At 46.7% G+C, this 12,435-nt stretch carries 10 protein-coding genes; 8 read left to right on the top strand and 2 right to left on the bottom strand.

All coding sequences use genetic code 11. The features are described 5' to 3' along the window. Positions 1-65: 65 nt before the first annotated feature. On the bottom strand, positions 66-1,634 hold the full coding sequence (gene ubiB / locus Q0241_RS12930) for a 2-polyprenylphenol 6-hydroxylase (RefSeq protein WP_299378095.1): 1,569 nt from the start codon (positions 1,632-1,634) through the stop codon (positions 66-68). Between the two features lie 22 nt (positions 1,635-1,656). Next, positions 1,657-2,433 (bottom strand): bifunctional demethylmenaquinone methyltransferase/2-methoxy-6-polyprenyl-1,4-benzoquinol methylase UbiE, encoded by a 777-nt coding sequence (gene ubiE / locus Q0241_RS12935; protein WP_299378097.1) that lies wholly within the window; start codon positions 2,431-2,433, stop codon positions 1,657-1,659. Positions 2,434-2,556: 123 nt separating this feature from the next. Between ubiE and mutM the strand changes: the two genes are divergently transcribed. From mutM to gyrB, 8 genes are all read left to right on the top strand, one after another. Then, positions 2,557-3,402, top strand: coding sequence for a bifunctional DNA-formamidopyrimidine glycosylase/DNA-(apurinic or apyrimidinic site) lyase (gene mutM / locus Q0241_RS12940; protein ID WP_299378099.1), 846 nt, complete (start codon positions 2,557-2,559; stop codon positions 3,400-3,402). A gap of 7 nt (positions 3,403-3,409) precedes the next feature. Beyond that, positions 3,410-3,817, top strand: coding sequence for a hypothetical protein (locus Q0241_RS12945; protein ID WP_299378101.1), 408 nt, complete (start codon positions 3,410-3,412; stop codon positions 3,815-3,817). Positions 3,818-3,987: 170 nt separating this feature from the next. After that, positions 3,988-4,764, top strand: a complete 777-nt coding sequence (locus Q0241_RS12950) for an enoyl-CoA hydratase (protein ID WP_299378104.1) — start codon at positions 3,988-3,990, stop codon at positions 4,762-4,764. Between the two features lie 200 nt (positions 4,765-4,964). Continuing rightward, positions 4,965-5,228: a 30S ribosomal protein S20 gene (rpsT, locus tag Q0241_RS12955; protein WP_299378107.1), complete on the top strand. Its 264-nt coding sequence runs from the start codon at positions 4,965-4,967 to the stop codon at positions 5,226-5,228. Between the two features lie 497 nt (positions 5,229-5,725). After that, a complete protein-coding gene (gene dnaA / locus Q0241_RS12960; RefSeq protein ID WP_299378109.1) occupies positions 5,726-7,156 on the top strand; it encodes a chromosomal replication initiator protein DnaA in 1,431 nt (476 codons plus the stop codon). Between the two features lie 303 nt (positions 7,157-7,459). Continuing rightward, entirely contained in the window at positions 7,460-8,578 is a 1,119-nt protein-coding gene (gene dnaN, locus Q0241_RS12965) for a DNA polymerase III subunit beta (RefSeq protein WP_299378112.1), read from the top strand. A 56-nt stretch (positions 8,579-8,634) separates the two neighbouring features. Beyond that, on the top strand, positions 8,635-9,807 hold the full coding sequence (recF, locus tag Q0241_RS12970) for a DNA replication/repair protein RecF (RefSeq protein ID WP_366941183.1): 1,173 nt from the start codon (positions 8,635-8,637) through the stop codon (positions 9,805-9,807). Between the two features lie 36 nt (positions 9,808-9,843). Beyond that, positions 9,844-12,297 (top strand): DNA topoisomerase (ATP-hydrolyzing) subunit B, encoded by a 2,454-nt coding sequence (gene gyrB, locus Q0241_RS12975; RefSeq protein ID WP_299378117.1) that lies wholly within the window; start codon positions 9,844-9,846, stop codon positions 12,295-12,297. Positions 12,298-12,435: the final 138 nt, after the last annotated feature.

Here is a 12,435-nt window from a genome sequence, read left to right on the forward strand (position 1 = left end):
CGTAAATTAACATATTAATTTTTTGGCTAAATCACTCAGTTGTCAACAGTAGATGTTAATAATTGTTAACTATTGAAGAATATAAAATTTACAGCAAATCCAGTGGAAAATGTGAAACTGGCAATTGCGATGATAAATGCCCACTTGGCTGTGCCACTACTTTCACTGTGAAAGTCTTGAATGGTTTTGTCGTGTAATCGCAGACCTTGCTGAGAGAAAACCCCGGATGCTGCCTCAAGATTGTGTATTAATTTAGGGAGTGCTTTGAGGCTGTCAGAGAGGTTTGTGACACCTTCCCTGAAAATGGCTTCCGGTCCTCGGTTCTCGATGATCCATTCTTCGACGAGTGGTTGGGATATCGCCCAAAGATTTAGATTCTTTTCAAGTCCTCGACTGACGCCCTCTGCCATAACCATATTTTTTTGTAATAACAGTAGGTGTGGTTGAATTGTCATATCAAAGGATTCGGCCAGATGCAGCATCTGACCCAGCAACTTAGCAAAAGAAAAGTCGCTTAGATCTTTCCCCATTATTGGTTGGCAAACCGATCGCAACGCTTGAGCAAAGGTCTCTATCTTTTGATTTGGCGGAATCATCCCGGCGGCAACATGGGCTTTTGCCAGCTGGAGATAGTCTTGTTTCAAAAGGGCAATGAGCATGTCCGCAAGAAAGTGGCGGGTGGATTTATCTATTCGACCCATGATGCCAAAGTCGACAGCGACGATTCTGCCGTCGTCGCCGACAAACATGTTACCTGGATGCTGGTCCCCGTGGAAAAATCCATCGCGGAAGACCTGATTGAAAAATATTGCAGCGGCGGTTGTCAGAACTTCTTCCAGATCATGTCCGGCATCAAGCAACGCCTGACGATCATCTAACGGAATTCCTTCGATTCTGCTCATGGTCAGAACGCGACGGGCAGTCCTATCCCAATCAATCTCTGGTGTGTCATAGGTGTAGTCGCCGGCAAAGTTGTCACTAAGCTCGCACGCTGCGGCAGCCTCCATCCGGAGATCCATTTCAAGGCGCACTGTCTCGTGAAATGTCTCAACGACTTCGGTTAATTTGAAACGCTTTAGTCCAGGACGTGCTTTTTCCAGTAATCCAGCAAGGCTGTAAAAAAGGGTCAGGTCCTTTTTGAAATCTTCTTCGACACCGGGCCTTAAAACTTTAACAGCAACCAGATTGCCATCCAGAGTTTCTGCAAAGTGTACTTGGGCAATAGAGGCGGCTGAAACAGGTGTATCATCAAAAGACAGGAAGAAGTCGTCGATCTTTCCTTGTAGTTCTCGTTCGATGATCGCAATCGCTTTCTTGCCATCAAAAGCGGGAAGTTGATCCTGTAAATGGGCAAGATCTTCTGTAAACTGGTCGCCAAGAATATCTGCGCGGGTAGAAAGAAATTGTCCGAGCTTTATGTGGCTGGGACCAAGTTCAGTTAACGCTGCGGCTAACTTTTGTCCGGGCCGAAGTTCGGTATTCTTTTTGGATGCTTTGCGGGCAATCCACACAGCAATAGCGGCAAGCTTGCCGGGGACAAGGCGTTTTTCTTCGAGCACAGCTAAGGCATCGTGACGGGCAAAAACACGGGCAATTTGGAAAAGACGAAGAAGTGTCGCTATATTTTTGAACATTAAATGTACTTCATTGAAATATCTAGATACGCCATCCGCAATGTATAGCGGCAACACCACCAGTGTGGTTTCTATAGCTGCATTTTTCGAAACCGGCCGTCTGCATCATGGAAATCAAATCGTCCTGCGGCGGGAAGCGGCGAATTGATTCGGCGAGATATTGGTACGATTCGCGGTCATTCGCGACCAACTGTCCCATATTTGGCAGGATTTTAAAGGAATACTGGTCGTAAATCTGATCCAGAATTGGCATGACAACTTGGCTGAACTCAAGACAGAAGAAACGTCCACCTGGTTTTAAAACGCGTCTGGCCTCTGCCAAGGCCCAGTCAATATGGGTCACGTTCCGAAGACCAAAGGCAATGGTGTAGGCATCCATACTCCGGCTTGGAAAGGGAAGGCTCTCGGCATTACCGCAGGTCCAGCTAAGTCCCTTCAAAATGCCCTGATCAATGGCTCTGTCTCTGCCGACAAGCATCATATCCGGTGTCAGGTCGCAAACCGTCACAGGGCCGGCCTTATCGCGTCCGACACGGTCAATAATCTGCATGGCAATGTCGCCTGTCCCGCCAGCAACATCCAAATGGGCTTCGCCTGGCTGTGGGTTAATCCAGTCGATCAGAGATGCTTTCCATAACCGATGAACCCCCCCACTCATGAGGTCATTCATGATATCGTATTTGCTTGCAACGCTTTCAAAAACGCCACGGACACGATTTTTTTTGTCGGTTACGGAAACCTCTTCAAACCCGAAGTGAGTTGTGTCTGTTGAAGATTGTTTGTTTGTTTTATTTGCCATTAGAAAGTTCCAACTGCGAAGCTCTGGAGCAGTTATATTGCTGTGGCTTGTGTAAAGCACTTTAGTGTTTCTGCTTGAATGATATAGTACTGCTGCTTGTCGAACGCAAAGGAAAACAAGGTTATGCCAGAACTGCCCGAGGTCGAGACTGTTATGCGTGGCTTACGCCCCAGTCTTGAAGGGAGTATACTCAAAAAAGTCACACAAAGGCGAGATGATCTCCGCTTTCCTTTGCCTGAAAATATGGCAGAGCGACTAACCGGTCGTAAAGTTGAGCAGTTAAAGCGTCGGGCAAAGTATGTGCTTGCGCATCTTGATGATGAAATGGTTTTGTTTTTTCATCTCGGGATGTCTGGTCGGGTAACGATTTTGCAAGGGGATAAGCGTCCACCCCTTGGGGCCCATGATCATATTATTTTTGAAACTGATGGTGGGGACGAAATTAGATATTGCGACCCGCGTCGTTTTGGTATGATGGACCTTGTTCATATTAATGATCTTGAAACCCATAAGGCTTTTAAGGATCTGGGGCCGGAACCCTTAGGGAATACGTTTAACGGGCCAGATTTTTATGCGCGAATCAAGAACAAGAAAACCAATATCAAGGCTACGATACTGGATCAACGTGTTGTCGCCGGGATTGGGAATATTTATGCCTGTGAAGCGTTGCACCTATCAGGAATATCACCGGAAAGGCAGGCGCAGAGCCTGACAGCCGAAGAGGCCGACCTTTTGGTGATAACCATTCGTGATGTCTTGAATAAAGCGATTGAGGCCGGAGGGTCCAGTTTGCGTGACTATGTTCAGGCTTCAGGCGAGCTGGGGTATTTTCAGCATTCCTGGACAGTATACGGACGCGAAGGAGAAGCTTGTCGAAAGTGCAATGATAAAGATGATGCCCAGTTTCTCATAGAGCGTATTCAGCAGAACGGACGCTCTACTTTTTATTGTCCCGTTTGTCAGGGCTAAGGTTGTGATGAAGATGATTAATCTAATGCTACGAATTGTTCCAATTACCTTGAAAGCGCTTTGCGGATTGGTTCTAGGTGGTGCGCTAATGTTAGCAAGTCCTGTTCTTGCATCAGAAGGGGGCTTCTTCACGGGTAGTGGAGGTGTACCAATCGTTCCGGGTATGGAAGAGATGGAAGAGCTCGGGGTTGTCTTTGACAAGCCAGAGGGCCGTATTGTTGAGGCCTTTGCTTCGGGGCATTTGTCGCAGGTTGATGTGAGAGAGTTTTATGGTCGGGCCTTGCCGCAGTTGGGTTGGGACGTTGTTGGTGAAGGATTGTTTGTTCGTGAAGGTGAAGTTTTGAAGATTGAGATCCTCGAAGGTGTGGAAAACAGCAGATCGATTCTGCGAATTATTCTCGCGCCCTCACAATAAACATACGGCACTCTGCTAATCGAAATCTGTGCAGTCAGAACCAGAAATATCTCTAGAACCAGTAATACTTTCCGAAGCTGTAAAGTTAGAAATATTTACTAAAGAAATTACGATACTGCGCACAGCAAGACTGAAACCAAGCAAATATGAAATCAGGAGCCGAGCTTAAAATGACATATGAATATATTGCCGTAGAAAGGCATGACCGCGTTGGTCTTATCAAACTCAATCGTCCAGAAGCTCTGAATGCCCTGTGTGTCGGTTTGATTGACGAATTGGGTAAAGCCGTTTCAGAATTTGAAACCGATGATGCGATTGGCTGTATGGTTGTGACAGGATCTGAAAAGGCTTTTGCGGCGGGCGCTGATATTAAAGAGATGGTCGGAAAGGATTTTCAATCGGCCTATCGGGAAGACTTTATCACCGATGATTGGGAGGTTCTGGCAAAAACAAGAAAGCCTGTAATAGCCGCTGTAGCCGGTTATGCATTGGGTGGTGGGTGCGAAGTCGCCATGATGTGTGATTTTATCATCGCGGCAGATACAGCCAAATTTGGTCAGCCTGAAATCACCATTGGGACCATTCCTGGTGCTGGGGGCACACAACGCCTTACGCATTTAATTGGCAAGGCAAAAGCAATGGATATGTGTCTAACTGGTCGCATGATGGATGCTGAAGAAGCAGAACGTAGTGGTCTGGTAAGTCGTGTTGTTCCTGCCGCGGACTTGATGGAAGAAGCTTTGGCTGCGGCAAAAAAGATTGCAGGTTTCTCTTTGCCAGTGACCATGATCGCTAAAGAATCCGTTGATAGAGCCTATGAAACAACTCTTACCGAGGGACTCCGTTTCGAGAGACGGGTTTTTCATTCAACCTTTGCTTTGGACGACAGGCGCGAAGGCATGACGGCTTTTGTTGAAAAGCGTAAACCCGAGTGGAAACACCGTTAATAGGGCTGGTTTAGCAATGTTTATCGAATGGTTCTCTGTTTAAAATTGGATAGTCTGTAGGTAAATGAGGGCCTTAAAACGATACATTACGTCATTGTATGTTCACAAAACTGACTCATCATGCTTGACGAACACACAAGGCACCGTTATAACGCCGCAACTTTCGAGATTCATTATTACTGAAGAATAGGCGCCTATCGATGGCTAATCATCTTTCTGCGAAGACCCGGATCCGTCGTAACGCTCGTCGTTATGAACTGAACGCATCACGTCTCGGTCGCATTCGCACTTTTGTTAAGAGTGTTGAAGCTGCGATTGGCGACGGCGATAAAACTGCTGCTCAGGAAGCTTTCAAAGCTGCTCAACCTGAAATGCATCGCGGTGTTCGTGCCGGTATCTTACGCAAAAACACAGTGTCTCGTAAGCTGTCCCGTTTAAACGGACGCATTAAAGCACTGGGTTAAGTTATTCTTCCCATTTATAGGATGGGTTGAAAGAAAAGTCGTACTCTTTTGGGGTGCGACTTTTTTTATGCGGAGTCGTCTGGATTCTCAGGTGTTCCAGTTGTAATTTTATTACTTGGAAGTTAGGCCATACCAGATTTAGTGGGTCGCCTTTTAGGGGATACCCAAGGACTGAATTTTTGTCGAAAAAATGTCATGTTCTTGATCTGATCGTATTGCATGAAATGTCATTGCCGAGTACATTACATCCTCTCGGGAAGGGAAATCCATAATTAAAATATGGTTTGCTCTGCATAATATTTCTGCGAGTTTAGATTATTCCGTCCTTGATAATTAGAGTGTAAGTAAAGCCTAAAATTTTATTGATTTTGGGATCGTTTTTATTTTGTCTTTACACGGGAATCTTTGGTTCATTTGTTGATTTGTTCATATTTGGACTTAATCGTGACGATTAATGTGTAATTTATATTTGTTAGTGTGTACGGGCGGGGAGGCATATGGCTCAGAGTGAGGTGGTTTTATCTTTTCAGGAGCAATGGGATCGTGTGCTTGGAAAGCTGCGTACAGAAGTTGGCGAGGCCGCTTATCGCAGTTGGCTAAAGCCACTGTCATTGTTGTCTGGTGATGAATCCTTTATTCGTATGGCTGTGCCGACACGTTTTATGCGCGATTGGGTTGCGAGCAACTACCAAGATCGAATTCAAGCACTTTGGCTCGAAGAGATCGGGGCTCCCATCGGTGTTGATATTGTTGTTCTGTCTCCATCCCGCCCGATACCAAAACCTGCTATCGTAGACGCTAAGGATGAGCCCGAGGTGTTGCGTGCCCAAGAGAGAGAGGCACCGGTTTTGCCTGTTGCTTCTGGTGTGCCTGTAGAGGCTGTGCAGGAAAGCGAAGTTCAGCAAATTACGGGGTCTTTGGATCCTCGATTTACCTTTGAAAATTTTGTGGTTGGGAAGCCAAACGAACTTGCGTATGCGGCAGCTCAACGTGTTGCTGATGCAGAGGCTGTGCCCTTTAACCCTCTTTTTCTTTATGGGGGCGTTGGTCTTGGTAAAACGCATTTGATGCATGCTATTGCACATCAAATTCGTAAAGCACACCCTGAAAAAAAGGTTATTTATCTTTCTGCTGAAAAGTTCATGTACCAGTTTGTTCGTGCTTTGCGGACAAAGGATACGATGTCCTTTAAAGAACAGTTCCGTTCAGTTGATGTGTTGATGATCGACGATGTTCAGTTTATCGGTGGGCGGGAAGCCACACAGGAAGAATTTTTCCATACTTTCAACGCGTTGGTTGATCAGAATCGTCAGGTTATTATTTCTGCGGATAAAAGCCCTTCTGACCTAGAAGGTGTTGAAGAACGCATGAAATCTCGCCTTGGGTGGGGGTTGGTTGCTGACATCCATCCGACAACATACGAGCTTAGATTGGGCATTCTCGAATCAAAAGCCGAGCAGTTGGATGTGAAGATCCCGCAAAAGGTTGTCGAATTTCTTGCACATAAAATAACATCTAATATCCGAGAACTGGAAGGAGCGCTGAACCGCATTGTTGCTCATGCAACACTTGTTGGGCGCTCGGTTACTCTGGAAACCACCCAGGAAGTGTTACACGACCTTTTAAGGGCAAATGATCGCCGGGTGACAATTGAGGAAATTCAAAAGAAAGTCGCGGAACATTTTAATGTACGTGTCTCGGATATGCACTCTGCTCGTCGTGCTAGAGCAGTTGCCCGGCCTCGACAGGTTGCAATGTACCTTTCAAAACAGCTGACATCGCGTTCGCTACCTGAAATTGGACGCAAATTTGGCGGTCGTGACCATACAACTGTTATGCATGCTGTGAAGAAAGTTGAAGAGTTAAAGTCCACAGACCTAGAGTTTGCAGAGGATATTGAACTTCTCAGCCGGATGCTCGAAAGCTAAGTCAGCCAAACGCCATTTTTTAGGCTTAATGACACTGGCAATCGAGGATAGTTCTTCATCATTTTACTCATATCTCCTTGATGTGATTCCAAGATTTTGGAAATTCGCCTCATAAGTAGATAAGATGTTATAATTGTTTTCCTTCTGTGAACTAACCCGCTATACTTTCCGCCCGAGTCCCACCCTGAAAGTCCTAGGGCTGTCAATGATGGGATGCGGGCTAATCGTGACCTTGTTCTGCGGTGTTACCCAGAAGGGGTTTGAACTGGTACTGATGAAAGATACGGACTGAGTCATAGCATCATGAAGTTGACAATCGAACGCTCTGCATTGTTGAAATCCCTGGCACATGTTCAAAGTGTCGTCGAACGCAGGAATACTATTCCAATTCTCTCCAATGTTTTAATGGAAGCGAAAGACGGGAAGTTGTCCTTGACGGCAACAGACATGGATCTGACCATTGTTGATCAGGTTGAGGCAACAGTTGTTGATGCGGGTGTAACGACGGCCCCTGCGCATACTTTCTATGACATTGTGCGAAAGCTTCCCGATGGTTCCGAAGTCGAACTGACGGCCAACGCTGAAACCGCGCAGATGACCCTTAAAGCCGGTCGTTCTACCTTTACGCTTCAGACACTGCCGCGCGAAGATTTTCCCGCTGCTGGCGTTGCTGATCTGCCTCAGGTTTTTGGTATTCAAGCAGGTGAACTAAAGAACCTGATTGATAGAACCCGCTTTGCGATATCAACTGAAGAAACCAGATATTATCTGAACGGTATATACGTTCATGCGACAGAAGCCGAGGGCATTCCTGTGTTACGCGCTGTTGCCACAGATGGTCATCGCTTGGCACGATTTGAAATGCCATTACCTCAGGGTGCAGAAAACCTTCCCGGTGTGATTGTGCCGCGTAAAACGGTTAATGAACTTCGCAAGCTGATTGATGAAACCAATGATCCGATTGAAGTTTCTCTCTCTGAAACAAAAATCATGTTCCGTTTTGATTCAACAGTTCTGAGTTCTAAGTTGATTGACGGCACATTCCCTGATTATCAGCGTGTTATCCCAAGCGGCAACGACAAGAGCTTGGTTCTGGATTGCAAGACTTTCTCTGCCGCTGTTGATCGTGTCTCCACGATTTCTACAGAAAAGAGCCGTGCGGTCAAAATCACGCTAGACGGATCTTCACTAACGCTTTCTGCCACGTCGGCAGAAAATGGTAGCGCGGTTGAAGTTCTGGAAGTGAATTACGAGGGAACGTCCCTCGATATAGGATTTAATTCCAGATACCTTCTGGATATTGCGCAACAAATCGAAGGTGATTCTGCAGAGTTTTTAATGGCTGATGCTGCTTCCCCAACGATTGTCCGGGATTCTGCTGATACATCTGCGCTTTATGTGCTGATGCCGATGCGTGTTTAATCGGATCTGGATCAAACAGTCTTATGCAGGCTGCCGCCCAGAATGGAACATCATTTGTGACTGACGAAACCTTGTCAGAAAACCTTTGGTTGCGTCGGGTTGTTCTTACCCAGTTCCGTAATTACGAACGTGCGGAAGTTACGGTTGATGCGCGACCAGTGATTTTAACGGGGGCAAATGGTGTCGGCAAAACCAACTTGTTAGAGGCAATTTCACTCATGAATCCTGGGCGGGGTTTACGGAGTGCGTCCTTGCCAGAAATTGCGAGAAGGTCGAGACCTGAAAAACCAGAAGCTTGGGCCGTTGCCGCAGAAGTCATGACCGAAGATGGACCACGAGATGTGGGAACCGGTCGTGATCCTTTGAATATGAACGGAACATCCCGAGAGCGTCGTATTGTCCGTGTAGACGGAGAGACCTGTAAAAGCCAACAAGCGTTGGCAGAGGTCTTTTCGACGATTTGGCTAACGCCGCAAATGGATGGTTTGCTTAGGGATGGGGCCGCAGGGCGTCGCAAGTTTTTAGATCGATTGGTTCTTGGCTTTGACCCTGCACATGCAGGCAATACCAGCGCCTATGATCATGCGTTGAGAGAACGATCACGTTTACTCAAAGCAGGAAATACGGACAAGGCATGGTTGTCCACGTTGGAAGATAGAATGGCAAGACACGGTGTGGCAATTGCTGTTGCGCGTCGTGAGATGACTGAAAAGCTGATAGATGCTTGTGCGCAAACTATTGGTGATTTTCCCATTGCTGGCTTGGCTTTGGAGGGATCTGTTGAAGGTTGGTTAGAAGACAAACCTGCCTTGTTGGTAGAAGAAGACCTGAGATCCTGTTTGGCTGACAGTCGATCAAAAGACGCTGTTACAGGCGGGGCCTCATGGGGACCACATCGAAGTGATCTTGTGGTTCACCATCTTGAAAAAGATATGCCAGCTTCTCTGTGTTCAACAGGTGAGCAAAAGGCACTTTTGTTATCTATTGTTCTGGCTCATGCGCGATTGGTGATGTTGGAACGGGGGGCAGCACCCTTAATGTTGCTGGACGAAGTTGTTGCGCATCTCGATGAAAAACGGCGCAAGAGCCTCTTTGATGAAATACTACACTTGCGTTGTCAGGCCTGGATGACAGGAACTGATGCGAATGTCTTCACAGACATGGGCGAAAAGGCGCAATATTTAACGATTAAGGACGGGGCTGTATTTTTGGCCCACACGGGGGAATAACTTCGTGAACGTCAAACTTGGAAGAAAGTGGTAAAAATGACCGAAAACGGCGATATGCAAGACCAAGAAAACAGCAGCCAGAACGGCGATTATGGCGCTGATTCTATTAAGGTGCTGCGTGGCCTCGAAGCTGTTCGGAAACGTCCCGGTATGTATATCGGTGATACCGATGACGGTTCCGGTCTTCACCATATGGTTTATGAGGTTGTTGATAACGCGATTGACGAAGCCCTCGCCGGGCATTGTGATACGGTTGGTGTTATTCTGAACGGCGATGGATCTGTGACGGTTCACGATAATGGCCGTGGTATTCCGGTTGATATTCACACCGAAGAAGGAATTTCTGCTGCTGAAGTCATTATGACACAACTTCATGCTGGCGGTAAGTTTGACCAGAATTCCTATAAGGTTTCCGGTGGTTTACACGGTGTTGGTGTCTCTGTTGTGAACGCGCTGTCTGTGAAGTTGGAACTTCATATTTACCGTAATGATAAAGAGCACTATATCTCTTTTACTCACGGTGAAGCTGATGGTCGTTTGATCGAAAAGGGACCTGCGAATGGTAAAAAAGGGTCTCATGTAACCTTCTTGCCGTCGCAAGAAACCTTCACGATGGTTGAATTTGATTTTAACACACTGGAACATCGTCTGCGTGAGTTGGCATTCCTGAACTCAGGGGTGCGCATTACACTTCGTGATGATCGTCATGCCGAGCCAAAAGAAACTGTATTTATGTACGAAGGTGGTCTTAAGGCCTACGTACAATATCTTGACCGGACCAAAACATCTCTTTTCGAAGACGTTGTTCATATGGAGTCCGAAAAAGATGGGATCACTGTCGAAGTTGCGATGCAATGGACAGACAGTTATCACGAAAATACTCTGTGTTTTACCAACAACATTCCACAGCGTGATGGCGGAACCCATATGGCGGGTTTCAGAGCGGCCTTAACGCGTCAGATTAATTCTTATGCGACGTCCTCTGGCTTGATGAAGAAAGAAAAAGTCAGCCTGACAGGCGATGATGCGCGTGAAGGTTTGACCTGTGTTCTTTCCGTTAAAGTGCCTGATCCGAAATTCTCTAGCCAGACAAAAGACAAATTGGTTTCATCCGAGGTTCGTCCTGTTGTTGAGAATATTGTTAACGATCGTCTTGGACAGTTCTTTGAAGAGCATCCCAATGAAGCGAAACGGATTGTCGGGAAAGTCGTTGAAGCCGCTGCGGCACGTGAAGCTGCGCGTAAAGCACGTGAGCTGACCCGACGTAAAGGGGCCTTGGATATTTCTTCGCTACCAGGAAAGCTGGCAGATTGTCAGGAACGAGATCCTGCCCTTTCAGAAATCTTCATCGTCGAGGGTGATTCTGCGGGGGGATCAGCCAAACAGGGACGCGATCGTGCAACTCAGGCTATTTTGCCGTTGCGGGGTAAAATTCTAAACGTTGAGCGTGCCCGTTTTGACAAAATGCTTTCTTCCACTGAAATCGGAACTCTCATTACAGCATTGGGTACGGGGATCGGGCGTGATGAGTTTAATATCGAGAAGCTTCGATATCATAAGATCATCATCATGACCGATGCGGATGTGGATGGAAGCCATATCCGTACACTGTTGCTGACATTTTTCTATCGCCAGATGCCGGAAATTATTGAACGGGGCTATCTCTACATTGCTCAGCCGCCGCTTTATCGCGCAAAAAGAGGTGATTCTATTCGCTATCTGAAAGATGACAGCATGATGGAATCCTATCTGATCAGTAGTGGTGTCAAGGATGCTCTTCTTGAAACCAAAGAAGGTGTTCAGGTTGCTGGAGAAGATTTGATTGAGGTTGTTTCCAACGCGGTCACTGCCCGTAATCTGATGATCCCGCTTATCCGCAAGGTAGGGTCCGTCGAGTTGGTTGAACAGGCGACAATTCTGGGCGCATTAAGTGAACCATTGTTGCTAGATGAAAAGCGCGCACCTGTTGTTGCAGAAAAAATTGTAAAGCGGATGAATGAAAACCTGCCTGAATTACAACGTGGGTGGACCGCTGAGACGAACACGGTGGACGGTGAAATGACACTGACTCGTACTTTACGTGGCTTGACAGAGCGCCGTGTAATTGATCTGACGCTTGTCCGGACTGGCGAAGCGCGTCGTCTAAATAGTCTTGCTGATGAGATGCAGGAATTCTACGCGGCCAGCTCGACCTATCGCGTGAAAGACAAGGAAACAACAATCACTGGGCCAAATGCTTTGGCAAACCTTGTGTTTGATCTTGGTCGTAAGGGCATTAACGTATCCCGATATAAGGGTTTGGGGGAAATGAACCCGGATCAGCTTTGGGAAACCACGCTGGATGCAAACGCACGAACCCTTCTACAGGTAAAAGTTGGTCACAGTGACGAGGCTTCTGATATTTTCTCGACCCTTATGGGCGATGTGGTTGAGCCACGTCGTGACTTTATCCAGACTAATGCGTTGGAAGTTGCTAACCTCGACGTTTAAAGCTCATTGTTTGTAACAATAAAAGGCCGGCGCTTTCAGAGTTCCGGCCTTTTATTTTAATAGGTCATCTTCTTGACACCGGCCTGCCACTAGCTTGCCAAATACGAATAGTTTATCAGTGAAATTATGGCGACGACA

This window comes from uncultured Kiloniella sp., from assembly GCF_937128705.1.
Taxonomy (GTDB): Bacteria; Pseudomonadota; Alphaproteobacteria; order Kiloniellales; family Kiloniellaceae; genus Kiloniella.

Excerpts from the sequence above, each read along its gene's own strand:
- ubiB (WP_299378095.1), bottom strand. The coding sequence starts at position 1,634 with ATGTTCAAAAATATAGCGACACTTCTTCGTCTTTTCCAAATTGCCCGT.
- ubiE (WP_299378097.1), bottom strand. The coding sequence starts at position 2,433 with ATGGCAAATAAAACAAACAAACAATCTTCAACAGACACAACTCACTTC.
- Q0241_RS12950 (WP_299378104.1), top strand. The coding sequence starts at position 3,988 with ATGACATATGAATATATTGCCGTAGAAAGGCATGACCGCGTTGGTCTT.
- rpsT (WP_299378107.1), top strand. The coding sequence starts at position 4,965 with ATGGCTAATCATCTTTCTGCGAAGACCCGGATCCGTCGTAACGCTCGT.
- Q0241_RS12945 (WP_299378101.1), top strand. The coding sequence starts at position 3,410 with ATGAAGATGATTAATCTAATGCTACGAATTGTTCCAATTACCTTGAAA.
- gyrB (WP_299378117.1), top strand. The coding sequence starts at position 9,844 with ATGACCGAAAACGGCGATATGCAAGACCAAGAAAACAGCAGCCAGAAC.
- dnaN (WP_299378112.1), top strand. The coding sequence starts at position 7,460 with ATGAAGTTGACAATCGAACGCTCTGCATTGTTGAAATCCCTGGCACAT.
- dnaA (WP_299378109.1), top strand. The coding sequence starts at position 5,726 with ATGGCTCAGAGTGAGGTGGTTTTATCTTTTCAGGAGCAATGGGATCGT.
- mutM (WP_299378099.1), top strand. The coding sequence starts at position 2,557 with ATGCCAGAACTGCCCGAGGTCGAGACTGTTATGCGTGGCTTACGCCCC.